Annotated in this window: 21 protein-coding genes and 2 pseudogenes; 10 read left to right on the top strand and 13 right to left on the bottom strand. The window is 41.0% G+C overall.

Annotation, left to right across the window (positions count from 1 at the left end; translation table 11 throughout):
- Positions 1-88: 88 nt before the first annotated feature.
- Positions 89-2299: a glycoside hydrolase family 97 protein gene (locus tag AB9N12_RS04790; protein ID WP_369890136.1), complete on the bottom strand. Its 2211-nt coding sequence runs from the start codon at positions 2297-2299 to the stop codon at positions 89-91.
- Between the two features lie 198 nt (positions 2300-2497).
- Positions 2498-2847 (bottom strand): annotated as a pseudogene (locus tag AB9N12_RS04785) (cyclomaltodextrinase C-terminal domain-containing protein); the annotation flags it as partial.
- Between the two features lie 78 nt (positions 2848-2925).
- Here AB9N12_RS04785 and AB9N12_RS04780 point away from each other — a divergent pair.
- Together AB9N12_RS04780 and AB9N12_RS04775 are read left to right on the top strand one after the other, a co-directional pair.
- Positions 2926-4518: a DUF6377 domain-containing protein gene (locus AB9N12_RS04780; RefSeq protein WP_369890134.1), complete on the top strand. Its 1593-nt coding sequence runs from the start codon at positions 2926-2928 to the stop codon at positions 4516-4518.
- Positions 4519-4652: 134 nt separating this feature from the next.
- Positions 4653-6053 carry an alkaline phosphatase gene (locus tag AB9N12_RS04775; protein WP_369890132.1) on the top strand — a complete coding sequence of 467 codons (1401 nt, stop codon included), beginning with the start codon at positions 4653-4655 and terminating at the stop codon, positions 6051-6053.
- A gap of 67 nt (positions 6054-6120) precedes the next feature.
- Here AB9N12_RS04775 and efp read toward each other — a convergent pair whose 3' ends face one another.
- Entirely contained in the window at positions 6121-6687 is a 567-nt protein-coding gene (efp, locus tag AB9N12_RS04770) for an elongation factor P (protein ID WP_369890131.1), read from the bottom strand.
- A gap of 192 nt (positions 6688-6879) precedes the next feature.
- On the opposite strand from efp, the gene rpmH reads away from it, so the two are divergent.
- From rpmH to AB9N12_RS04735, 7 genes are all read left to right on the top strand, one after another.
- Positions 6880-7041: a 50S ribosomal protein L34 gene (gene rpmH / locus AB9N12_RS04765; RefSeq protein WP_005678985.1), complete on the top strand. Its 162-nt coding sequence runs from the start codon at positions 6880-6882 to the stop codon at positions 7039-7041.
- A 352-nt stretch (positions 7042-7393) separates the two neighbouring features.
- Positions 7394-8041, top strand: coding sequence for a PASTA domain-containing protein (locus AB9N12_RS04760; protein ID WP_369890129.1), 648 nt, complete (start codon positions 7394-7396; stop codon positions 8039-8041).
- A 26-nt stretch (positions 8042-8067) separates the two neighbouring features.
- Positions 8068-9141: an RluA family pseudouridine synthase gene (locus tag AB9N12_RS04755; RefSeq protein WP_369890127.1), complete on the top strand. Its 1074-nt coding sequence runs from the start codon at positions 8068-8070 to the stop codon at positions 9139-9141.
- Positions 9138-10112, top strand: a complete 975-nt coding sequence (locus tag AB9N12_RS04750; protein WP_369890125.1) for a D-alanine--D-alanine ligase — start codon at positions 9138-9140, stop codon at positions 10110-10112. Before AB9N12_RS04755 ends, AB9N12_RS04750 begins: the two co-directional genes overlap by 4 nt.
- Positions 10113-10119: 7 nt before the next feature.
- Positions 10120-11268, top strand: a complete 1149-nt coding sequence (locus tag AB9N12_RS04745) for an acyltransferase (RefSeq protein WP_369892805.1) — start codon at positions 10120-10122, stop codon at positions 11266-11268.
- Positions 11265-11966: a NigD-like protein gene (locus AB9N12_RS04740; protein ID WP_369890123.1), complete on the top strand. Its 702-nt coding sequence runs from the start codon at positions 11265-11267 to the stop codon at positions 11964-11966. Before AB9N12_RS04745 ends, AB9N12_RS04740 begins: the two co-directional genes overlap by 4 nt.
- Before the next feature lie 16 nt (positions 11967-11982).
- Positions 11983-12375, top strand: a complete 393-nt coding sequence (locus AB9N12_RS04735; RefSeq protein ID WP_369890121.1) for a rhodanese-like domain-containing protein — start codon at positions 11983-11985, stop codon at positions 12373-12375.
- Positions 12376-12479: 104 nt separating this feature from the next.
- Here the strand turns inward: AB9N12_RS04735 and AB9N12_RS04730 are convergent, their stop codons facing one another.
- The 3 genes from AB9N12_RS04730 to proB all read right to left on the bottom strand — a co-directional run bounded on the left by AB9N12_RS04730 (position 12480) and on the right by proB (position 16122).
- Positions 12480-13430 (bottom strand): acetylornithine carbamoyltransferase, encoded by a 951-nt coding sequence (locus AB9N12_RS04730; protein ID WP_369890119.1) that lies wholly within the window; start codon positions 13428-13430, stop codon positions 12480-12482.
- Between the two features lie 48 nt (positions 13431-13478).
- Positions 13479-14735 carry a glutamate-5-semialdehyde dehydrogenase gene (locus tag AB9N12_RS04725; protein WP_369890117.1) on the bottom strand — a complete coding sequence of 419 codons (1257 nt, stop codon included), beginning with the start codon at positions 14733-14735 and terminating at the stop codon, positions 13479-13481.
- A 304-nt stretch (positions 14736-15039) separates the two neighbouring features.
- Positions 15040-16122, bottom strand: a complete 1083-nt coding sequence (gene proB, locus AB9N12_RS04720; protein ID WP_369890115.1) for a glutamate 5-kinase — start codon at positions 16120-16122, stop codon at positions 15040-15042.
- Positions 16123-16393: 271 nt separating this feature from the next.
- On the opposite strand from proB, the pseudogene AB9N12_RS04715 reads away from it, so the two are divergent.
- A pseudogene (locus AB9N12_RS04715) lies at positions 16394-16680 on the top strand (pyridoxal phosphate-dependent aminotransferase); the annotation flags it as partial.
- Here AB9N12_RS04715 and AB9N12_RS04710 read toward each other — a convergent pair.
- The 7 genes from AB9N12_RS04710 to AB9N12_RS04680 all read right to left on the bottom strand — a co-directional run bounded on the left by AB9N12_RS04710 (position 16649) and on the right by AB9N12_RS04680 (position 23971).
- Entirely contained in the window at positions 16649-16882 is a 234-nt protein-coding gene (locus tag AB9N12_RS04710) for a DUF2007-related protein (RefSeq protein ID WP_369890113.1), read from the bottom strand. The pseudogene AB9N12_RS04715 and the gene AB9N12_RS04710 overlap by 32 nt on opposite strands.
- Positions 16883-16957: 75 nt before the next feature.
- A complete protein-coding gene (murI, locus tag AB9N12_RS04705) occupies positions 16958-17800 on the bottom strand; it encodes a glutamate racemase (RefSeq protein WP_369890111.1) in 843 nt (280 codons plus the stop codon).
- A 103-nt stretch (positions 17801-17903) separates the two neighbouring features.
- Positions 17904-18419, bottom strand: coding sequence for an OmpH family outer membrane protein (locus AB9N12_RS04700; protein WP_369890109.1), 516 nt, complete (start codon positions 18417-18419; stop codon positions 17904-17906).
- A gap of 56 nt (positions 18420-18475) precedes the next feature.
- Entirely contained in the window at positions 18476-18991 is a 516-nt protein-coding gene (locus AB9N12_RS04695) for an OmpH family outer membrane protein (protein ID WP_369890107.1), read from the bottom strand.
- Between the two features lie 23 nt (positions 18992-19014).
- Positions 19015-21669, bottom strand: a complete 2655-nt coding sequence (locus AB9N12_RS04690) for an outer membrane protein assembly factor (RefSeq protein ID WP_369890106.1) — start codon at positions 21667-21669, stop codon at positions 19015-19017.
- A 30-nt stretch (positions 21670-21699) separates the two neighbouring features.
- Positions 21700-22434: an isoprenyl transferase gene (locus AB9N12_RS04685; protein WP_369890105.1), complete on the bottom strand. Its 735-nt coding sequence runs from the start codon at positions 22432-22434 to the stop codon at positions 21700-21702.
- 25 nt (positions 22435-22459) lie between these two features.
- Positions 22460-23971 (bottom strand): DUF6242 domain-containing protein, encoded by a 1512-nt coding sequence (locus AB9N12_RS04680; protein WP_369890104.1) that lies wholly within the window; start codon positions 23969-23971, stop codon positions 22460-22462.
- Positions 23972-24040: the final 69 nt, after the last annotated feature.

The following is a 24040-nucleotide window of genomic DNA, read 5'->3' as shown; positions in this document are numbered from 1 at the left end:
GTCTCTAATTTAAAGTTATTTTATCAAAAATCAAAATTCTCTCTCTAAATAATACCTACTGAGAACTATATTCTCTCAATCTTAGTTCTTAAAGTTTCTTCAATCCTTTTACTTCTGATTTATCCTTTACTTCTTTGATACTGATGGCATAGCCACCACCGTTGGTAGCATGCAAGTTCAGTTTGCTTCTGTTTGTCAGGATACCTTTTTTGATGGTATAAGCTTGCGGATTTTCTTTCCAATCGGCATCTTTTGCGTCCGCATAAACTGTGGCAATGTATCGTTTGCCCGGTGTGAGGAAATCGAATGTCAGTTTGGATGTATGGCCGTCCTCACCGGCAGTACAACCTACATACCAGTCGCCTGTACCTTTTGCCTTACGAGCGATAGTGATATATTTTCCCGGTTCTGCTTCCAGATAGTTTGTTTCGTCCCAGTCAATTGCCACGTCTTTGATAAATTGGAAAGCATCCATGAAACGCTCGTAGTTTTCGGGGATATCGGCAGCCATTTGCAGAGGGCTGTACATAGTTACGTACAATGCTAATTGGCGGGCGATGGTAGAACGTACCAGTGAATTGTTTGCAGGATTCATCTTGTTACAATGAGTTTCGAAGATTCCTGGAGTATAATCCATAGGGCCACCGACCAGACGGGTGAAAGGAAGTATAGTGGTGTGATATACCTTATTGCCACCGAATGACTCATATTCAGTTCCGCGTGCGGATTCGTTGCCGATTAGGTTGGGGTACGTGCGGCAGATACCTGTCGGACGGGTTGCTTCATGGGCATTTACCATGATTTTGTAGTCGGCTGCTTTCGTTACTGCATACAGGTAGTGGTTGTTCATCCATTGTCCGTAGTGGTGTTCACCGCGAGGAATGATGTTGCCTACATAACCGCTTTTTACAGCATTGTAGCCATTGTCTACCATAAACTGGTAAGCTTTGTCCATATGGCGTTCGTAGTTGCGGATAGATGCGGAAGTTTCGTGGTGCATCATCATCTTGACGCCTTTGCTTGCTGCATAACGATTTACTTCTTTTACATCGAAATCCGGATATGGAGTGACGAAGTCGAATACATAGTCTTTACTGTTGCCGAACCAGTCTTCCCAGCCTTCATTCCAGCCTTCTACCAATACAGCGTCGAATCCGTTGGCTGCGGCGAAATCAATATAGCGTTTCACATTAGCAGTGCTGGCAGAGTGCTTGCCATTAGGTTTTGTCTTAGAGTAATTCGTTTCACCCAGTTTTACGCTGGTCAGTTCGTCGGTATAAGCCCATGAGCCTTTTCCGGTGATCATATCCCACCATACGCCGATGTATTTCATCGGTTTCACCCATGTGGCGGCATCTGCGATTTTGCAAGGCTCGTTTAGGTTTAGAGTGATGCGGGATGCAAGAATGTCACGTGCATCATCGCTGACGATAATGGTACGCCACGGAGTATTGCAGGGAGTTTGCAGATGACCTTTGTCTCCTTTAGCGTCCGGAGTCAGCCAAGATTCGAATACCATATTTTTGTCGTCCAGGTTCAGGTGCATGCAGGAGTAATTGATAAGGGCGGCTTCGTGAAGATTAATGTATAAACCGTCATCTGTTTTTATCATCAACGCAGTTTGTACGCCTGTCTGTGAGAAAGGTGTCTGTGAAGAGTTCGGAGTAATGGCTTTTTTCATTAAACCTCTGATTTCCGACAGGCGGGAGATGGTGTAATCATATTCCTGAGTGTCATAATCACCCGGTATCCAGTAAGCGATGTGGTCACCTGACATTGCAAACTGGGAATGTTCTTCTTTGATGATGAAGTAGTTCAAGGATTTCTGCTGCGGGAATTCGTAGCGGAATCCTAAGCCGTCATTAAACAACCGGAAACGAATAAGGATAGAACGGTCGTTCATGGGCTGATACAGCGTGACTGCCAGCTCGTTATAATGATTGCGGATTTCTTTTTCCTCTCCCCATACTGGTCGCCAGATTTCGTCGAGTGTGGAAGTCTTGATGTCTTTCACTTCGAATCCGTTATAAAGGTTCGTCTTTGAATCAAGCTTGGTCAGATCCCGGCGGTCTACCCAGTCGAAATCTGTACGGGCATTATCTTCTTTTTTTAGTTCCAGTCCCAAGATGCTGGGCTTGATAACAGTTTTGTCTTTATAAATTAAGTCGTACGTTGGAGCACCTTCTTTGTTAATCTGGAAGGTCATTACTAGATTTCCATCCGGTGAAGTCAGTTTCTGTTGTGCATTCGCTATAAACGAGATGCTGAGAAATGCGATGAATAAAAGATTCTTTTTCATTTTATTTTTATGGTATTAAATTGTGAGCTAACTGATAATTTCATTCCTTTTGTTTCGGATATTGCAAATGTAGCGACCGTATGAACCGAGTTTTTCAATTAGAATAAAAATACAAGTTAGTATAACCTTTATTATTTTGATTTATAGACGAATAACTATTCTATGAATGCAGATAAATATAAGTTCTGATGAACTTTTTTAAAAGGATAAAAGGTATATCTCACGACCCGGAAGTGTTAAATTCTTTTCTAATTCTACTTTTTTATCTTCCAATACATTGTATGCGAAAGGATTGGGGAGTATTTTCTGGTGAGTGTTCAAGTCGATAGTTTATTTCTGTTCTATTCAGGAAAACGACGACTTATTTATCACCTTGTTTCCTTTCATACACATGGATGCCTTTGCTCGGTGTGAAGTGTTTCAGTTTTCCTTTGACTATGACTTCATTTCCTTATTCTCCATTGGAGCAGCTTCCTCAAATAAGAGAAAGCTTCATTTTGTGACAGAGTGTGATTTGCCGCATTAAAGTAATTATGTGCATCATTTCGAATTAAAAATTCTTTTGAACGTATTTTTCACGTTCATTACAATATTCCGTATATTTGTGGCATCTTAAAAAGTAATCTATGAGGAATGTAGCCTATATCTTAGCTTTTCTTTTCGTTTGTCCGACTATCCTGTCTGCCAAACAGATTGATAATGAGGTCGTTCTTAGAAGGCTGGATGATATTATAAGTAGGAAAGAAGTTTTTCAGATTGAGAAAGAGAAGACTATTGATGCGCTGAAAGTGCAACTGGCTCATTCGGTTACATTTGCTGATAAATATCGGTTGTATGGTTCTTTGTTTGATGTTTATCTTCATTATCAGGCAGACTCTGCGCTTCATTATATCAATAAGAGACAGCAAATTCTCCCTCAACTGAACTGCCCGGAGTTAGCGAATGAGATTGTAATTGATCGTGTGACGGCATTGGGGGTGATGGGAATGTATATTGAAGCTATGGAAGAATTGAAGAAAATAAACTCGGAGAAACTGGACAAACAAACGTTGCTGGCCTATTATCAGACTTATCGTGCCTGCTATGGCTGGCTTGCCGATTATACCACCAATAAAGAAGAAAAAAAGAAATATCTGGAAAAAACAGACTTATACCGCGATTCTATCATTAGTGTGATGTCTCCTGAAATAAACCGTACGATTGTATTAGCGGAGAAATGTATAGTTACAGGTAAAGCTGATTCTGCTTTGGTGATGCTTGGTGATGCGCTGAAAGATATGGTTGACGAACGCCAAAAAGTTTATATCTATTACACAATATCTGAAGCGTACGGCATGAAGAAAGATAAGGAGAAGGAAATTTATTATTTGATATTGACGGCTATCGCCGATTTGGAATCTTCTGTCAGGGAGTATGCTGCGTTGCAGAAGCTGGCATATTTGATGTATGAATTGGGTGATGTAGATCGTGCTTACAAATATCTGAGTTGTTCGATGGAAGATGCCGTAGCCTGTAATGCTCGTTTGCGTTTTATCGAGGTGACAGAGTTCTTTCCTATTATAGATAAGGCTTATAAACTGAAGGAAGAGAAAGAGCGTGCTATTTTTCAGGCAATGCTTATTAGTGTCAGTATGCTGTCTTTCTTCCTCCTTATTGCCGTTTTCTATTTGTATCGTTGGATGAAAAAGCTGTCTGTCATGCGGCGTGATTTAAGGGTGGCGAACAAACAGATGCAGGTAGTAAATAAAGAACTGGAACAGACGGGAAAAATCAAAGAAGTATATATCGCTCGTTATTTGGACAGATGTGTCAGCTATTTGGATAAGCTGGAGACTTATCGTCGTTCATTAGCCAAATTGGCTATGGCATCCCGCATCGAAGACCTGTTCAAAGCCATAAAGTCCGAACAGTTCATCCGTGATGAGCGAAATGAATTTTATAATGAGTTCGATAGGTCTTTCTTGAAGCTTTTCCCCAATTTTATTACTTCTTTTAATGAACTGCTGGTAGAAGAGGGACGCATATATCCGAAATCTAACGAACTTCTGACCACGGAACTTCGTATCTTTGCACTAATCCGCTTAGGGGTAGTAGACAGTAACAAGATTGCTCATTTCTTGGGCTATTCTTTAGCAACCATTTATAATTACCGTAGCCGGATGCGCAATAAGGCTGTCGGTGATAAAGACTGTTTTGAGCAGAATGTGATGAATCTGTAATTTGTAATATATTAAGGTGAATAAGGCCTATAAAGGAAGGTAATATCCGTTATTTATATTAGTGTTCGATTGTCACTGCATATCTTTTTTTCTACCTTTGTAGACAACTAATCTAACAATAAAATTATTAAGGAATGAAAAAGTTAATTTACTCATTGTTCTTTGTCCTTATTTCCGTTGTAGCAAACGGACAGGCAAAGTACGTATTTTATTTCATCGGTGATGGAATGGGAGTGAATCAGGTAAATGGTACGGAGATGTATCAGGCTGAGCTTCAGAACGGACGCATTGGCATCGAGCCTTTGTTATTTACCCAATTCCCGGTCGCTACCATGGCAACTACTTTCTCTGCAACAAATTCTGTAACCGACTCTGCTGCTGCGGGTACTGCACTGGCAACGGGACAGAAAACGTATAATCATGCTATTGCTGTGGGAGAAGATAAGAATGCGATTCAGACTGTAGCCGAGAAAGCTAAGAAAGCAGGCAAGAAAGTAGGTATCACTACCTCTGTCAGTGTAGATCATGCCACCCCTGCTGCATTTTATGCACACCAGCCGGACCGTAATATGTATTATGAAATCGCCCTTGACTTGCCGAAAGCAAATTTCGACTTTTATGCAGGTGGTGGTTTCCTGAAGCCGACTACTTCTTTTGATAAGAAGAAAGCTCCGAGTATTTATCCGATCTTTGAAGAAGCTGGATATACAGTGGCACGTGGATATAATGACTACAAGGCGAAAGCCGGTAAAGCTGACAAAATGATTCTTATTCAGGAAGAAGGTGCCAATCCGTCTTGTTTGCCTTATGCTATTGACCGTAAAGAAGGTGATTTGACATTGGCGCAGATTACTGAGAGTGCTATCGATTTCCTGACTAAAGGCAAGAACAAAGGTTTCTTTTTGATGGTAGAAGGCGGGAAGATTGACTGGGCTTGCCACTCCAATGATGCCGCTACTGTGTTTAATGAAGTGAAAGATATGGATGATGCAATCAAAGTAGCCTACGAATTCTATAAGAAACATCCGAAAGAAACACTGATTGTAGTCACTGCGGACCATGAAACTGGCGGTATTGTACTCGGTACGGGACAGTATGCACTGAATTTGAAAGCATTGCAATATCAGAAACATTCTGCTGACGAACTTTCGAAACGCATCAGTGAATTGAGAAAATCAAAAGGCAATAAAGTGACTTGGGAAGATATGAAAACATTCCTCGGTGAGGAAATGGGTTTCTGGAAGCAATTCCCCATCTCTTGGGAGCAGGAAAAGAAGTTGCGTGATGAGTTCGAGAAGTCATTCGTGAGAAATAAGGTGGTATTTGCTGAAAGTTTGTACTCAAAGAGTGAACCGATGGCTGCACGTGCCAAAGAGGTTATGGATGAAATAGCTATGGTAGGTTGGGTGAGTGGCGGACACTCTGCAGGTTTTATTCCTGTGTTTGCTATCGGAGCCGGTGCTGATCTGTTCGGTGAAAAGATAGATAATACTGAAATTCCGAAGAGAATTGCCAAAGCGGCAGGATATAAATAAAAAATCATCTGTAAAGACATAAAAATAGCCGGTAGTCCAAAGATTACCGGCTATTTTTTTATGTGGATTATGCTTTCACACGTCCTACATAAGAACCGTCGCGGGTATCGATTTCAATTGTTTCGCCTTCGTTGATAAACAATGGAACGCGTACAGTTGCGCCGGATTCTACAGTGGCAGGTTTTAGGGTATTAGTAGCTGTATCACCTTTCAATCCTGGTTCTGTGTAAGTTACTTTCATTTGAACTTTGATCGGCATATCTGCATAAAGTACAGTTTCGGTAGAAGCGTCAGAAACAACATCTACCACCATACCTTCGAGTAAAAAGTCGACACCATTGATCAGATCGTGAGAGATAGGATGTTGGTCGAATGTCTCCTGGTTCATAAAGATATAATCTTCTCCTTCTTTATATAAAAACTGATAAGGACGACGTTCTACACGTACATCTTCCAACTTTTCACCGATGTTGAAACGGCGTTCTAAAACGTACCCGCTAACTACATCTTTCAGTTTTGTACGCATGAAAGTATTACCTTTACCTGGTTTTACATGCAGGAATTCAATACAGAAATAGAGCTTTCCGTCCATACGGATACAAGTTCCGTTTTTGATGTCTTGAGCATTAATCATACTGCTATTTTTCTTATTATATTATTGTTGTTTAATTGTTATTACAGAAATTTGAGTGCAAAAGTAATCTAAATCAGTAAAAAACACAAAAACTTTTGAGCAAAAATGAGTTATCTCTTGGTTAATTTAAAAAAAGTGCCTATTTTTGCAGCCCGATTACGTGGAATAATAACATAAAAACAAGATATAGTAATGAAAAGAACATTTCAACCCTCTAACAGAAAGAGAAAGAACAAACACGGTTTCCGTGAGAGAATGGCATCGGCTAATGGTCGTAGAGTATTAGCCGCTCGTCGTGCAAAAGGCAGAAAGAAACTGACTGTTTCTGATGAGTACAATGGACAAAAGTGGTAATCACTTGTCATCAGGAAACAAAAAAGGCGGAGAATTGGATTTCCGCCTTTTTGTTTTCAGAAGAATTGTATGTTACAAAGGCTGTATGGTTTACTCTTATCTCTGACTTTTTGATTTTCTTTGTCGACTGATAAAGTCTATGGGCGGACAAATGTTATGGAAGAGTATATCCGGGATCTGAATTCCGTATAATTATATAAGGTTGTGAAATCTATAAAAGTGGGGATTATAGTTGCAACAATTATGGCGATGGTAGGTGTTCTTATAAGCATATAGGGACATTTTTCGTCGCCTACTTTTTTAAAGTTCAACTATTTTGTCGTATCTTTGGCTCATATTAACAGCAATGCGTATGGCTATTAAAGATTTTTTTTCTTTTAAAACAAATAAATTTTTTGGGTTGAATATTATCGCCATGATTGTAGTGGTAGTAGTGGTGATATTCGGTGTGCTGAGATGGCTTGATGTATATACACATCATGGTGAGACTGTCGTGGTTCCTGATGTGAAAGGAATGACTGTAAAAGAGGCTACAAAGATGTTCCGAAATCATGGTTTGGTGTATGTGATTTCCGATACGAGATATGTCAAGGATAAAGCGGCAGGCGTTATTCTTGAACTGAAACCGGGAGCTGGTGAGAAGGTGAAGGAAGGGCGTACGATATATTTGACTGTCAATACATTGGATGTTCCCTTACGTGTAATTCCTGATGTGGCGGATAATAGTTCTCTCCGTCAGGCACAAGCTAAATTGCTGAATGCGGGTTTCAAGTTGAATCAGATTCAACTGGTAAATGGCGAGAAGGATTGGGTATATGGAGTGAAGTATCAGGAACGTCTGTTGTCCGCCGGAGAAAAGATTCCGATGGGAGCTTCTTTGACATTGATGGTAGGAGATGGCTCCGGTGATATGTCGGAGGACTCGGTCGATGTTTCCGTAGATACGGCCAAGCCGGTTACGTCGGAGTCATCATCTACCCAAGATGATAGTTGGTTTTAATGGATAAATAACAGAAACGGACTCGAATGATAGAGGAAGAACTTCCGGATGTACTGGAAAATGATTTGGATGATATAGAACCTGTCGGTGACGAATCCCAGCTTTACGAACACTTTCGCGTGGTTGTAGACAAGGGGCAGGCGATGGTCAGAGTCGACAAATATCTGTTCGAACGTATTGTCAATGCTTCGCGCAACCGCATTCAGAAGGCTGCAGAAGAGGGGTTCGTTATGGCCAATGGTAAACCGGTGAAGAGTAGCTATAAAGTGAAACCGCTGGACGTCATTACGGTGATGATGGATCGTCCCCGGTATGAAAATGAAATTATTCCTGAAGACATTCCCCTTACTATTGTCTATGAAGACCCTTATCTGATAGTTGTGAATAAACCGGCGGGACTAGTCGTGCATCCGGGACACGGAAACTATCACGGTACATTGGTCAATGCGCTGGCTTGGCACATGAAGGATATACCGGAGTATGATGCCAATGACCCGCACGTGGGACTTGTTCATCGCATTGATAAGGATACTTCGGGCTTACTGGTGATTGCCAAGACACCGGATGCTAAAACAAATCTGGGAATTCAATTCTTCAATAAGACTACCAAACGTAAATACCGTGCTTTGGTGTGGGGCATTGTGGAACAGGATGAGGGAACGATTATCGGAAATATTGCCCGTAATCCGAAAGATCGGATGCAGATGGCGGTGATGTCCGATCCGACAGTGGGGAAATATGCGGTTACACACTATCGCGTACTGGAAAGACTCGGATACGTAACCCTTGTGGAGTGTATACTTGAGACAGGGCGTACTCATCAGATTCGTGTCCACATGAAACATATCGGTCATGTGCTGTTCAATGACGAACGATATGGCGGTCATGAGATATTGAAAGGAACCCATTTTAGTAAATACAAACAGTTTGTAAATAATTGCTTTGACACTTGTCCCCGGCAGGCTTTGCATGCTATGACGTTGGGGTTTGTACATCCCGTTACAGGTGAAGAGATGTATTTCACTTCTGAACTTCCGGATGACATGACCCGGCTTATCGAGAAGTGGAGAGGCTATATAAGTAATAGAGAATTAGAATGAAACGCAACATTGCTATCGTAGCAGGAGGAGATACCTCTGAAATTGTAGTTTCCCTGCGTAGTGCACAGGGTATTTATTCCTTTATTGATAAGGAAAAGTATAATTTGTACATTGTGGAGATGGAAGGTCGCCGCTGGGAAGTACAATTGCCGGACGGAAACAGAGTTCCGGTGGACAGAAATGATTTTAGCTTTACGAACGGGACGGAGAAGGTAGTGTTCGATTTTGCTTATATCACCATTCATGGTACACCGGGTGAGGATGGTCGCCTGCAAGGCTATTTCGACATGATGCGTATTCCGTATTCTTGTTGTGGGGTATTGGCTGCCGCTATTACCTATGATAAATTTGCATGTAACCAGTATCTGAAAGCTTTTGGCGTACGCATTGCCGAATCATTGCTGCTGCGTCAGGGACAATCGGTTTCTGATGAGGAGGTAGTGGAAAAGATTGGGCTGCCTTGTTTTATCAAGCCTAGTTTGGGAGGTTCGAGTTTCGGGGTTACGAAAGTGAAAACAAAGGAACAGATACAACCGGCCATTGTGAAAGCTTTCGGGGAAGCGGAGGAGGTGATTGTGGAAGCGTTTATGGACGGAACGGAACTGACTTGCGGCTGTTATAAGACAAAAGATAAGACGGTTATCTTTCCGCCTACGGAAGTAGTGACTCACAATGAGTTCTTTGATTATGATGCTAAATATAATGGACAGGTAGATGAAATCACTCCTGCACGTATTTCGGATGAATTGACCAAACGCGTACAGATGCTGACTTCAGCTATCTATGATATATTAGGTTGTTCCGGCATTATCCGTGTAGATTACATTGTGACTGCCGGTGAAAAACTAAATCTTCTCGAAGTGAACACTACTCCGGGAATGACTGCTACCAGTTTTATTCCTCAGCAAGTGCGTGCTGCCGGACTGGATATAAAGGATGTGATGACTGATATTATCGAAAACAAATTTTAATCACATGATGGATCTGACAGAGTTTAATGAAATTCGTCCTTACAATGATGAGGAACTTCCTCAAATCTTTGAGGAGTTGATTGCCGATCCGGCTTTTCAGAAAGCTGTTATCGGTGTCATACCGAACGTTCCATTTGAACTTCTGGCGCAGAAAATGCGTGCCTGTAAGACTAAACTTGATTTTCAGGAGGCATTTTGCTATGACATTTTGTGGAAGATAGCGGCAGATCATACTGCCGGACTGACACTGGATCATACCGCCATACCGGACAAAAGCAAAGCTTATACGTATATATCGAATCATAGAGATATTATCCTCGATTCGGGTTTTCTCTCTATTTTGTTGATTGACCATGGTATGGATACGGTAGAAATAGCGATTGGAGACAATTTGCTTATTTATCCTTGGATTAAGAAACTGGTGCGTGTCAATAAATCATTTATTGTGCAGCGGGCATTGACCATGCGTCAGATGTTGGAATCTTCAGCGCGTATGTCCCGCTATATGCATTATACCATTTCAGAGAAGAAACAGTCCATTTGGATTGCGCAGCGTGAAGGACGTGCCAAAGATTCGAATGACCGTACGCAAGACAGCGTACTGAAAATGTTGGCAATGGGAGGTGAAGGTGAACTGATAGACCGTCTGATAGAAATGAATATTGCTCCACTTGCCATCTCATACGAATATGATCCGTGTGATTTTTTGAAAGCGCAAGAGTTTCAGCTGAAGAGAGACATTGAAGGATATAAAAAGACGACGCAGGACGATTTGATCAATATGCAGACCGGACTTTTCGGATATAAGGGCAGAGTACATTTTCAGGTAGCTCCTTGTCTGAATGATGACTTGCAAGGCTTGGACCGTTCCTTGTCGAAGCCGGACTTGTTTGCCCGTATTTCTGCCTGTCTTGATCGCCGCATCCATCGTAATTACCGGATATATCCGGGAAATTATGTGGCGTATGATTGGCTGAATGGCACAACGGAATTCGTGTCCAATTACACGGAAGAAGAGAAGTTGCAGTTTATGAACTATATTGAACAACAATTGGCAAAGATCAAGATTCCGAATAAGGATGAAGACTTTTTGCGTGAGAAGTTGTTATTGATGTATTCCAATCCGTTAATTAATTATTTAGCAGCTTGCCGATGATAAGAAGAATGTTACATATTGTTTGGTTGTGGATATGGCTTTTCCTGATGGCTGCCTGTGGAGATGATGACTATTATTATCCTCCGGTGAAACTGGAATTTGTGACTGTTGAGGCGGGAGAAGACGGTCGCATACAAACGCTTATTCCTGATAAGGGAGAAGTCTTGGCTGTTTCGGAAGACCGTACGGGCTCTATTATCTCTCCAAATACTTCCAAACGTGTAATGAGTAATTATGAGGTGCTTTCCGGTGGGAACGCTGCTACCATATATTCTTTGCAATCGCTCATAACGCCAGTGCCTAAGCCGGAAGATGATCCGGTTTACAAGGATGGTATAAAGCTAGACCCGGTAGAGGTGGTCAGTATTTGGCTTGGGAGGGATTATCTGAATATGATTTTGAATCTCAAGGTCAGTACGGCTAAGGGACATGTTTTCGGTATAGTGGAAGATGTGTCCGAACTTAAAACAAATGGCATTGTAAATATGTTGTTATATCATGATGCGAACAGTGATGGAGAATATTATAATCGGCGTGCTTACATTTCTGTTCCTTTGGCTCAATATAGAGATGAGGAGAATCCGGGTCAGACGATAAAGATTAAATTTAAATATTATGCGTATGATAAGGAGGGCTCTGCAATCGAATCAGATAAGTACTGTGATCCCGGGTTTGACTATACTCCGGGGCAGAATTGAATAATGGAATGTATATATGTTTAAATTGAATCAATTAATCGTGGGAATATTTTTATTTCTCTCTTCCCTTTTCTCTTGTCAGCAGAAAGGTGATTTTCAATCAATGAATGTAGAGGAGTTTGATGCTCTTCTTCAGAATGAGGATATGCAACGTTTGGATGTTCGTACGCTTGCGGAATATTCGGAGGGGCATATCACGAAGACAATCAACATCAATGTGATGGATGACTCTTTTGCTTTAATGGTTGATTCATTGTTGCGAAAAGATAAACCGGTAGCTGTATATTGCCGTAGTGGTAAACGAAGCAAGAAGGCTGCGGCAATTTTGAGCAAAAAGGGATATAAAGTCTTTGAGCTTGATAAAGGATTTAATTCCTGGAAGGAAGCAGGTAAAGATATAGAAAAATGAGGTGTCATAACTCCTCTTTGATCGAATAACCCTTGTTACAACGGCCCGTAGCGAGGGTGATTTTTATTGATGAAAGTTACGACATCCTCATTTTAAGGGTTGTTTCAGGCTTCCAATAGTCTTTTCAGGACGACAGTTGCCGAGATTTCACGGTTGGCAGCTTCAGGAATCACAATAGATTGAGGACTTTCAATGACATCATCTGTTACAATCATATTTCTGCGAACAGGCAGGCAGTGCATGAAATAAGCATGGTTGGTTACGGCCATTTGACGGTCGCTGACAGTCCAATCACGATCTTTGCTCAGTATCTGTCCATAGTTGTCGCCAGAATAAGCAGCCCAGTTTTTGGCATATATGAAGTCGGCTCCTTCAAAAGCTTTCATCTGGTCATATTCTATTTTTGCGTTACCTACGAATTGTGGATCAAGCTCATAACCTTCGGGATGAGTGATGACAAATTCGTAATCCGTTGCATTCATCCATTCGGCAAAGGAATTAGGAACAGCCTGAGGCAATGGACGTGGATGTGGAGCCCATGTCATAACTACTTTAGGACGTGCTGTTTTCTTATATTCTTCGATAGTGATCAAGTCGGCAAAACTCTGTAACGGATGGCGAGTGGCAGCTTCCATAGAGAATACCGGACGTCCGGAATATTGGATAAATTGATTCAGAATGGTCTCTTGATAATCGAAATCACGATTCTCAAAACGGGCAAAAGAACGTACTCCAATTATATCGCAGTAGCATCCCATCACAGGGATGGCTTCTAATAAATGTTCCGGTTTGTCACCATCCATGATAACGCCCCGTTCAGTTTCCAGTTTCCAAGCACCTTGGTTGATATCCAATACCATTACATTCATCCCCAGATTGAGCGCGGCTTTCTGTGTGCTGAGGCGGGTACGCAAGCTAGAGTTGAAGAAGATCATCATCAATGTCTTGTTTCTTCCCAATTCTACATATTTGAAACGGTCTTTCTTAATTATGAACGATTCTTCGATGGCTGATTTTAAATCGCCAATGTCTTGTACACAAGTAAATTTTTTCATATCTTTTATCTTTTGAATTTTCAATATCCTATTCTAAATTCTCAACTCTTAACTTCTTCTAGTCTGCCCATCTCCTTCGATGACCCATTTATAAGAAGTGATTTCTTCCAATCCCATCGGCCCTCGTGCATGCAGTTTTTGCGTGCTGATGCCTATTTCGGCTCCTAAGCCGAATTGTGCACCGTCGGTGAAAGCTGTGGATACATTTGCATATACACAAGCTGCATCAACCATCTTTGTAAACAGTGCAGCACGCTCCTTGTTTTCCGTGATGATACATTCACTATGCTTCGAACTGTTTTCCTGGATGTGCCCCAAGGCGTCTTCAAAGCTTTTTACGGTTTTGACAGCCATTTTATAATCCAAGAATTCCGTCCCGAAACTTTCTGCCTTTGCATGCTGCAAGAGTTCGGCAGGATAATGTCCTTCTAATGCTTGATAAGCCTGTGGGTCAGCATAAATAATTACATTGCTGTCTTTCAACTTTTGGCAAAGTACAGGAAGCTCTGTCAATCTTTTCTCATGTACGATGGTACAATCTAATGCATTGCATACACTTACCCTACGTGTCTTGGCATTGTGGATAATATCCGCCCCCTTACTTGCATCTCCAAACTCGTCAAAGTAAGTATGGCAAATACCAGCTCCTGTTTCAATAATAGGAATCTTCGCATTCTCACGTACAAAGTTAATGAGCCTGCTACTCCCTCTGGGGATAATCAGATCGACATAGTCTACTGCATTTAGTAGTGCTGCCGTAGCCTCTCTGTCGGTCGGAAGCAGTTCTACAATATGTGGATTGATATTGAATCTTTTCAGTACTTCATGAATCACTCTGATAATAGCGCGGTTAGAACAGTCTGCGTCACTTCCACCTTTCAAAAGGCAAGCGTTTCCACTCTTCAGACAAAGAGAGAATACATCGAAGCTGACATTAGGGCGTGCTTCATAGATAATCCCTATCACTCCAAAAGGAACGCTGACCTTAGTCAGCTTTATTCCATTGGGACGAACAGTTTCTTTCAGTACTTTACCTAAAGGAGAGGGGAGTGTAGCTACATTACGTGTATCCGCTGCAATGTCTTTCAAACGTTTTTCCGTTAACTTCAATCGGTCGTACTTCGGATTATTTTTGTCCATTCGTGCGAGATCCTTTTCATTCTCGGCGAGAATGGAAGACGTTTCTGCAACTGCTGCGTCAGCCACTGCGCTTAAAATCTGATTGATGGTGTCATCGCTCAGCAAGGCTAATTCCCGACTTGCTGCCTGTACGGCAGCAAAGGTTTCGTTTAAATCTGTAGTCATTTGCTCCTTTTTTGCATTAAATGGAAAGATAAACTATGCAAATATAGTGAATGATGTGAATAAAATCTGTTGAAAAACAAAATAAATGTTGGATAGTTATTTATAGTACTTTCTTTTAAGACAGAAACTGTCAACCCTGTATATAATTAATTATTAACTCGGTCAACGAACCTTGCAAACAAGACAGATCTCTCAAAAGGTTGCATAAAGGTTTATGTAAAGTCTAAATGCAAAGTTGGTATATTTAATTGTTAAAATAAAACTGAAATGAAGCAATTTTAAGAAGCAATATCCCTATTGATGATTATTCAATGTATAGATAGTCATAGTGTACTACTGGTTTCTTTCCATGCTTGCCAATCACTTCTTGTGCCTGTTTGGAGTTGCAGTTCGCTTTCCCAACACCGACCTGGTTTCCTTGAAAATCAATGATACGCACAATGTCATCTTTCTCAAATTCACCTTCAATATGAGTGATTCCGATCGGAAGGATGCTGGCAGCTTTTTCAGAGTTTAGAACTTCTGTAGCGCATTCATTGATGTGAATTTTCCCTTTGGCAAAACCTTCGCTATGGGCAATCCATTTTTTGATACTGGACACGGGTTCGTCTGACGGTATAAAACGTGTACAAAGAGTCTTTTCAGGATACTGTAACAGATCTACCAGGATATTATTCCGTTTTCCGTTGGCAATAATCACTGTAATACCTTCATCAGCAACTTTGCGGGCAATATTGGTTTTCGTCAACATTCCCCCCCGCCCAAAACTGGATTTAGTTGTCTGAATATAGTTGGATAAGTCTTTTCCGTGACCGATCTCCCGGATAACAGAAGAATTTGGATCGGAGGGAGAACCATTGTAAATTCCGTCGATATTACTTAGGATAATGAGTGCTTGTGTATCCATCATGGAAGCGATGAGTCCGGACAATTCATCATTATCGGTGAACATCAGCTCGCTGACGGAAATCGTATCGTTTTCGTTGACAATAGGAATGACATTGTTTTCAAGCATTATCGTCATGCAATTCTTCTGATTCAGATAATGGCGACGAGTGCCAAAACTTTCTTTCGTTGTCAGTACCTGACCGACAGGGATATTGTGTTCTCGGAAAAGTTCGTAGTAACGGTTGAGTAGTTTGGCTTGACCTACAGCAGAAAATAACTGGCGTTGATCTACACTATCGAGTTTTTTCAGCGGATGCATTTCACTGCGTCCCGAAGCAACAGCTCCCGAAGAAATCAGAATAATTTCCACCCCGGACTTATGTAATTCCGCTATCTGGTCGACAAGTGCCGACATACGGGTAACGTCCAGCGTTCCATCACGGCGTGTCAATACATTGCTTCCTACTTTTACTGCGATTCGTGTAAATTCCTGTTTCATCCTTACTAACGATTTGAAAGCACAAATATAAATCTTTTTGCCGATATGCTACCAAAGACAGGCTAAAAAGAATCATCTTTGCAGCTGGATAGAAAAAAGATAAACAATGAAACATACAAATCTATGAGTGGAACAGATAACTTCCTTCATCATAATGAATGTATTGGAGAGAGCAAACGAACTATAGAAACAAGGTGTTGATATTGCTTATTTGGAGGTTGGTGAACCCGATTTTGATGTGCAGTTTGGTGTGAGGGAAGTAGCAAAGGCTGTTTATGAGCGTCACCGGTACATGATTATCTGTCTTTGGAAAATGGGGTTTGATATTAAAGGAACCTCAAGGAACATTTTACATTTTTGCCAACGCACGCAAATTTACCACCGACTCTTATCACTTTGCGCTCGATGTACTCGAACATGCACATGTCGACATTACTCCCGGGGTGGACTGTGGTACGGGAGGAAGGATATATACGCTTCTCCTATGCAAACTCATTGGAGAATATCAAAGAAGGGTCGGGTCATATCAATCGTGACCTTTCTCATCCCGGCTTTTGATAAGCTTGATGGCTGCTTCGTATTCTTCCTCTATCACAAGGACGGATACGGAAGGAGCGATATAAGGTGCCAATGTCCCCATTATTCCATCTTTGATTACACATCGGATATTGTTGCTTTCTAATAACCCTTTAATGATCTCGGCTTCCCAAGGGGATCCGGAGAATACTTCTATTGTCTTGCTATAATCTTCTTCTTTCATGAGCTTACTTATTAGGGGTTGTTATTTACAAATATAGCAAAAAAAGAGAGAAATGGTTATTTATTTACTTAAAAATTATTCAAGCGTGATATGTTTTACGCTAATCTGCTGTCTCAGGAAAGTAGAGGCCGATTCTGAAAACTTTTCTTCCGCTTCGGTTGTGTAAAACTGGCAGTTGCCATTCTTGGTACATTTGGCATCCATTTCGGGATGTCTTTTCAGATAGTCTTTCAGGCTTTCTGCCACATACTCACCTTGTGCAATTACACTGATATGATCTGGAATATATTGCCGGATTTTGGGTAGAAGTATGGGGAAATGGGTGCATCCGAGGATGATAGTATCTATTTGAGGATCTTTTGACAGTAATTGGTTGATGTACTTTCGGATGAAATAGTCTGCTCCTTCGTCTTTTGATTCGTTATTCTCAACCAAGGATACCCACATCGGACATGCTGTTCCGCTGACTTGAATTTCAGGAAACAGTTTATGTATTTCTAATGGATACGATTCGGATTTAATGGTGCCTGCTGTTGCCAGTACTCCGATATGCTGATTCTTACTAATCTCTCCGACACATTCTACAGTGGGGCGGATGATTCCGAGCACACGGCGGGCAGGATCAATTTGGGGTAAATCATTCATCTGGATGCTACGCAAAGCTTTGGCAGAAGCGGTATTGCAAGCTAATATAACCAGATGACATCCCATATCAAACAGTTTGTTGACGGCTTGTCGGGTAAATTCGTATACGACTTCGAAAGAACGTGTTCCATAGGGGGCACGTGCATTATCTCCCAAATAGATATAATCATATTCCGGTAATACTTCTCTAATCTTGTCTAAGATGGTCAGGCCTCCGTAGCCGGAGTCGAATACTCCGATGGGGCCGGGCGTATGGGATAGATGTTGCTTCATGACAAACTTGATTTATATATACGCAAATGTACGCCAAAAAAAGAGAAAGAGAAAGAAGATGTTCCTTCTTTCTCTTTCTCTTCTGGTATTTATTGATCAGATTTTATTTGATGCCCAGATTTGCTTTTACCTTATTAGTCAAGTTGATGCTCTGTGATTCGTTCACATAAGGAATCGAAGTTCTTGCCAAATCGAAAATATAAATCACGCCTTCAGCAGCACCTACAGCTTTGATGGCATTGTCCAGTTTCTGGTAGATAGGAGCCATTGCATCATTTTGTGCTTTCGCCATTTGCTGTTGAGCATCTTGTTGGAATTGCTCCTGTCTCTGCATCATATCCTGCAACTCTTTCTGTCTTCTTTCAGCGATATTAGGGGGAAGAGAATCCTTAGCGATAGCTTGTTGGAATTCCTGATATTTCTTGTTGAATTCTTCCTGCGTTCTCTGTAGTTCGGCAGTAAGTTGTTTTTCTAAAGTCTGAATATCCTTTTGAGCTTTGGTGAATTCCGGCATCACAGTGATGATTTCCTGTGCATTAATGTGGCCGAATTTCAGGTTCTGTGCAAATACCCCCATTGGGAGTGCAAGCAACATTACAAGTGCAATTTTTTTTAGCATAGTTCTATAATTTATTTGAATGATTTTTAGTTATTTTCAGTTGCAAATGTATGAAATTAATTTGAATATCCTAATTTTCTTAGGATTTCATCACTAATATCTATGCGTGGATTTGCAAATATTATACCTGTAGCAGAGGCTCTGTCAAGTACCATATCATATCCATGTTGCTGTGATATAGCTTTTACCGCTTCATAAATGTCATCCTGAATCGGAGTAATCAACTTTTCTCTCATCTTGGCTAATTCGCCTTCCGGACCAAAGTAGTTGCGCTTCAGTTCGGCTGCTCTTTTTTCTTTCGCTACGATTGCATCTTCTGTCTTTGTTTTTTGCGTGGCAGAAAGAGTGGACGATTTTGCTTGATAGTCCTGAAACATCTTTTGTGCTTCTTTAGCCAGAGCTTCTACTTCACTCTGGTATTTTTTCGTAGCTTTTTGCATTTGCTCATTAGCACTTTGAGCTGCCGGAATATTCTTCATAATATATTCCGTATCGATCAGTGCAAATTTCTGTGCGTTTGCTGCCATGCTGACAGCCAATAGCATCATGATTAATAGAACAGACTTTCTCATAACGTTTAGTTTTGGATGATACATTAGAATTCTTGTCCTAAGATAAAGTGGAACTGGCTTCCTCCATATTGTTTAGAACCAAATACTTTGTCGAAACCGTAACCCCAGTCAATCCCCATCATACCAATCATCGGAAGGAAGATACGCACACCGACACCGGCAGAACGCTTCAATTCGAACGGATTGAATTTCTTGATATCATGCCATGCATTACCGGCCTCAAGGAAACCTAGCACATAAATGTTAGTACTTGTTTCCAGCATCAGCGGATATCTTAATTCAATGCCGAGGCGTGCATAGGCATAACCTTCAGAACCGTATGGGGTTAATGAACTGTTTTCGTAACCACGTAAAGCGATACTTTCAGTTGCATAAGTTGAATAACCGGTCATACCGTCCCCCCCTACGTCGAATGTTCCGAACGGAGATTTCTTGTATTGGTTATAGTGACCCAACAGACCGAATTCAGTACGTGTCATTAATACCAGACATTTCGGATGAGCAACCGGGTCCATTAACGGAGTATACGTTTTGCCTTTGAATTTCCATTTGTGGTATTCTATCCATTTATGGAGCTTATTCATGTTGTCTTGGGTAATGGTACCTGTTTCAGGGTTACTATAATATCCCTTATAGTCTTTGCCGTCCATCAATGAGTACGGCGGTGTGAACTGAACTGACAATGAGAAATCTGAACCTGAGCGAGGGAAGATCGGGTTGTCAATAGAGTTACGAGCCAAAGTCAATGAGATACTAAGGTCATTACATTTACCGTTGGTTACCGGGAAGTACTGCCAGTCGCTCAAGTTATAGCGTTGGTAAGCTAATTCTGCGGAGAGGGTGAAATAGTCATCCGGCCATTTCAGACGTTTACCCCAACCTACGGAAAGTCCCCACATCTTGATAGATTTATCCGGGTCATAATAGTTTTCGTAGTTGTTATAGTTACCATAGTTGTACATACCATAACCACCGTAACCACTATACATACTGTTGTAGTAGTTGTTGAAGTAGCTGGAGTTGTAGTATCGGCTACTGATGTCTGTCTGTACAGAGAAGAATGCCGATACAGAGAATGAATTCGGACGTTTACCGCCAAACCATGGGTCAAAGAATGAAATACTATATGATTGGTAGTATTTAGCATTCGTCTGTCCGCTGATAGTCAATGTCTGCCCGTCACCTTGCGGAAGGATACCACGGTAGTTTTCGCCCGGGTGCAACAAATTGGCTACAGAGAAGTTGGTAAACTTCAAGCTCAACTTACCGATAATACCCGTCTGTCCCCATCCGGCAGAGAATTCTACTTGGTCATTGGCTTTGGAAGTCAAAGGCAAACCTATGTCAACAGTTCCGTTCATCGGATCCGGTTGAATATCCGGTTGCAGTTTTTCCGGGTCAAAGTGTCCCATCTGTTGGATTTCACGCAAAGAACGCATCAAGTCTTCTTTGCTGAACAATTGTCCCGGACGAATACGAAGTTCACGTCGAACAACATTCTCATACAAACGGTCATTACCACTGATCTTGATTTTATTGATAGTAGCCTGACGACCTTCATAAATTCTCATTTCGAGGTCGATAGAGTCGCCAACGATATTTACTTCTACCGGATCGAGGTTATAGAATAGGTAACCGTTGTTGTAATATAAGTTACCGATAGCGTCATCATCTGTAGAAACGCGTTCGTTCAATAATTTTTGGTTGTATACGTCACCTTTCTTCATGCGGAGCAAGAAGTTCAACTGTTCTGACGGATAGAGGGTATTACCTACCCATGTAACGTTACGCAGGTAATATTTTTGTCCCTCGTCTATATTCAAATAAACGTTTACTGTTTTTTCATCGTACTGTGAAACACTGTCTTTTACAATTATTGCATCACGGTATCCCAATTCATTATACTTGTCGATGATCAATTGCTTATCTGCCTCGAAGTTTTCCGGAACGAATTTTTTGGTACGGAACAAGTTGCGAAGTTTGCCTTTTTCATTGGTCTTCTTCATTACTTTCTTTAGCTTGGAAGCCTTGATTGCATGATTACCAACGATTTGGATTTCATGTACTTTAATTTTTTCTTTCTTGTCAATATCAATATCAACGATCACCTGATTTTCGCTGGATGGATCGTCTTTTTGCGAGATGATTACTTCCGCATTTTTGAATCCCTTATCGTCGAAATAACGTTTGATTAATGTCTTGGCACGGTCTACGGTATTCGGAGTAATCTGCATACCTTTTACCATTCCCAGCTTACTTTCAAGATCGGTACGTTCCGACTTCTTCACACCATGATAGCGCACATCGGCGATACGCGGGCGTTGTGTCAGACTGATTTTTAACCAGATTTTGTCGCCTTCTATTTTCTCGGCTGTGATTTGTACATTTGAGAACAAACCATGACGCCAATAACGTTTGATTGCTCCCGTAATTTCGTCACCCGGCACAGTGATTGTTTGTCCTACCGATAGTCCGGATATTCCAATCAATACATAATCTTCATAATTCTTTACGCCTTCGACTTTAATATCTGCTATCTCATAATTTTTTGGTGTTCCGGAGTATAAGATGGCAGGCTTCGAGTCTTCATCTGTGTTGACATTTTGCGCAATGCCTGTTGTCGCGAAGCAGCACAGGCAGACAAACGTTATGAATATAAAGGAAATACGATAATGCATTTATGTTATAATTTGATGTTTCAAGTTATATTAGCTGATCTGTTCACTGGTCTTGCCGAATCGGCGTTCCCTTTGTTGATATTCCCAAATGGCTTTGTAGAATTCTTCTTTATTGAAGTCTGGCCAAAAGGTGTTACAAAAATAGAGCTCCGAATAAGCGCATTGCCATAGGAGGTAATTGCTTAGTCGGATTTCTCCTCCCGTGCGGATCAGTAAATCCGGGTCGGGCATAAATTTAGTATCCAGATGAGATGCGATGCACTCATCCGTTATTTGTTCGGAAGAAAGCTCTCCCTTTTCAACCTGTGTCGCTATTTGCCTGACAGCTTCCGTTATCTCCCAACGGGAAGAGTAACTGAGAGCCAATACCAGGCACATCCCAGTATTCCCAGCTGTATGTTCTATACATGATGTCAAACTTTTCTGAACTTCGTCCGGTAATTTTTTGAAATCACCGATTACTTTGAAGCTGATATTATTCTTCATCAGTGTCTCTTCTTCAATAGAATCTAGTAATAGATTCATCAGAGCCGCAATTTCGTCTTGCGGCCGATTCCAGTTCTCGGTTGAGAAGGTGTATAGCGTCAGGTACTTAATCCCCAACCGGGCGGCATCTTCGGTAATATGCTGTACTGTTTCTGCACCAGCACGGTGACCATAAGTACGTTCTTTCCCTCGTTGTTTTGCCCACCGTCCGTTTCCATCCATAATGATGGCCACGTGTTGTGGTATCCGAGTTTTATCTATTTGTTCTATATAGGACATCTTTCTGTTTTAAAACGTATATACTTTATTTGCCGGTTTTTGCCAAGTCAAACCATAGTTGATTAAGACGACCACGCCAAACTTCTGAATCATGGCTATATGTGCGCGTTTCAGTTGTGGTAGATTTTGTGCTTTCTTTTTTTTCTACCTTTTCTTTGAAACTAGCGCTTCCTTTACTGAATATGATCCATAAATTTTGAGTATCAGGGTCCAGTACCATTGAGTAATTCTTTTTGCCTCTGAACTCAGGAGCTACGTTGGGATCCGCAGTTCCTCCTTTACTCCAATCTCTATAAGGGAAGGAAAACTTAGCATTCGCCTTTTTCCAAAATAGTCCTTGATTGGACACATAAATAGAACTGAAGCCTTGCCCAAATATATATACTAAGCCATTATAATATATGATAGATGGTTGAGTATATTTAGGACAGTATGCAACGGAGGAGGTTGTTGAGAGTTCAATCCATTTACTTCCGTCATACGCCCATACAATGGTCGTTTCTAATTCGCTGTTATCGGCTACACTCATCGTTTCTGTATCTCCCACTAAAAGGACAGATTTAGTATTTGTCGCAGATTCGTATATCGTGTAGGATATGTTTTTAGTAGGGAATTTATCTGGTACTTTTCCTCCTTCGTAAACTTCGAGAGTCTCTTGTTGTTTATCATTTGTTTGATAATAGAAATAACGATGGTTATCATCTCCTTTCTTTATGTAACAAATTCTATTGACATCGTTATGGGGCAATGTGGCTAGTAATAATTCCACACTCTCACCAAATATTGTTGATTCATTCCATTTTTCTCCATTTGCAGATTCATATACTTTACCATCACCATTGGAAGTAGCATATAACATTTCATTGCTTCCGTCGAATTGGAAGGCAATGATAGAAGTCGGAAGCTTACCTTCCGGTAAACCTTCTACTTCTTTAGGCTCCCAATGTCCAAAGCTTGTTAAGGAGTTTTTGTATGCATATAACGTTCCGCCAATTACAGAGTATGTGAGAACTTCACTTCCCCAAATAATGGATTTTTGTTCCCCTGTAATTTGATTATCTATTTCATTCATGTACTTCCATTTCAATGAATCCGGATCATACTTGTGTACTCGTACTTTAATGGTATATTCCCTGGTTTGGTTAGGGGATATACCTGCTAATGCTTCTGTTGACCATACTTTGATAGTAAGCGGTTTCCGAAGGTCTATAGAATCATTGATGTTTACGATGGAATCCTTACCGCTTTTGTCTTTCATTGTTACAACGCCTGATGACGTAGTTAATGTTTTGATTAAAATCTTGTCAATAATGGTATCGGCATGAACTGGAAGAGAGTCTTCGTTATAGATTTCACGTGATAATTGGTCAATAGTGAATTTATACTTTACCCCATATCCCCCGATTGTGTCAAGTTCAAACGCATGTATAGTTGCATCCGGGCTATATTCGATGTTATTATCGTCATCAAGACATGACGTTATAACAAATGACACCATGAAAAGACTCGCAATGAATGATAAAAACTTTATTTTCATTTGAAAGATTGTGTTTATTTACAAGTTGCAAAAATAGAAACATTTTTTCCGATAATGAACATTACGGGT

The sequence above is a fragment of the Bacteroides sp. AN502(2024) genome, from assembly GCF_041227145.1.
Taxonomy (GTDB): domain Bacteria; phylum Bacteroidota; class Bacteroidia; order Bacteroidales; family Bacteroidaceae; genus Bacteroides.
The sequence above is the reverse complement of the archived record's forward strand: the minus strand, read 5'-3'. Positions and strand labels throughout refer to the sequence as shown.

Bases quoted from the DNA above. Each gene is read 5' to 3' on its own strand.
- AB9N12_RS04735 (WP_369890121.1), top strand. From the start codon at position 11,983: ATGTTTAAATTGAATCAATTAATCGTGGGAATATTTTTATTTCTCTCT.
- AB9N12_RS04775 (WP_369890132.1), top strand. From the start codon at position 4,653: ATGAAAAAGTTAATTTACTCATTGTTCTTTGTCCTTATTTCCGTTGTA.
- AB9N12_RS04780 (WP_369890134.1), top strand. From the start codon at position 2,926: ATGAGGAATGTAGCCTATATCTTAGCTTTTCTTTTCGTTTGTCCGACT.
- AB9N12_RS04745 (WP_369892805.1), top strand. From the start codon at position 10,120: ATGGATCTGACAGAGTTTAATGAAATTCGTCCTTACAATGATGAGGAA.
- AB9N12_RS04695 (WP_369890107.1), bottom strand. From the start codon at position 18,991: ATGAGAAAGTCTGTTCTATTAATCATGATGCTATTGGCTGTCAGCATG.
- AB9N12_RS04750 (WP_369890125.1), top strand. From the start codon at position 9,138: ATGAAACGCAACATTGCTATCGTAGCAGGAGGAGATACCTCTGAAATT.
- AB9N12_RS04760 (WP_369890129.1), top strand. From the start codon at position 7,394: ATGGCTATTAAAGATTTTTTTTCTTTTAAAACAAATAAATTTTTTGGG.
- AB9N12_RS04730 (WP_369890119.1), bottom strand. From the start codon at position 13,430: ATGAAAAAATTTACTTGTGTACAAGACATTGGCGATTTAAAATCAGCC.
- AB9N12_RS04690 (WP_369890106.1), bottom strand. From the start codon at position 21,669: ATGCATTATCGTATTTCCTTTATATTCATAACGTTTGTCTGCCTGTGC.
- AB9N12_RS04680 (WP_369890104.1), bottom strand. From the start codon at position 23,971: ATGAAAATAAAGTTTTTATCATTCATTGCGAGTCTTTTCATGGTGTCA.
- AB9N12_RS04740 (WP_369890123.1), top strand. From the start codon at position 11,265: ATGATAAGAAGAATGTTACATATTGTTTGGTTGTGGATATGGCTTTTC.
- murI (WP_369890111.1), bottom strand. From the start codon at position 17,800: ATGAAGCAACATCTATCCCATACGCCCGGCCCCATCGGAGTATTCGAC.
- efp (WP_369890131.1), bottom strand. From the start codon at position 6,687: ATGATTAATGCTCAAGACATCAAAAACGGAACTTGTATCCGTATGGAC.
- AB9N12_RS04755 (WP_369890127.1), top strand. From the start codon at position 8,068: ATGATAGAGGAAGAACTTCCGGATGTACTGGAAAATGATTTGGATGAT.
- AB9N12_RS04725 (WP_369890117.1), bottom strand. From the start codon at position 14,735: ATGACTACAGATTTAAACGAAACCTTTGCTGCCGTACAGGCAGCAAGT.
- AB9N12_RS04700 (WP_369890109.1), bottom strand. From the start codon at position 18,419: ATGCTAAAAAAAATTGCACTTGTAATGTTGCTTGCACTCCCAATGGGG.
- proB (WP_369890115.1), bottom strand. From the start codon at position 16,122: ATGAAACAGGAATTTACACGAATCGCAGTAAAAGTAGGAAGCAATGTA.
- AB9N12_RS04685 (WP_369890105.1), bottom strand. From the start codon at position 22,434: ATGTCCTATATAGAACAAATAGATAAAACTCGGATACCACAACACGTG.
- AB9N12_RS04710 (WP_369890113.1), bottom strand. From the start codon at position 16,882: ATGAAAGAAGAAGATTATAGCAAGACAATAGAAGTATTCTCCGGATCC.
- rpmH (WP_005678985.1), top strand. From the start codon at position 6,880: ATGAAAAGAACATTTCAACCCTCTAACAGAAAGAGAAAGAACAAACAC.
- AB9N12_RS04790 (WP_369890136.1), bottom strand. From the start codon at position 2,299: ATGAAAAAGAATCTTTTATTCATCGCATTTCTCAGCATCTCGTTTATA.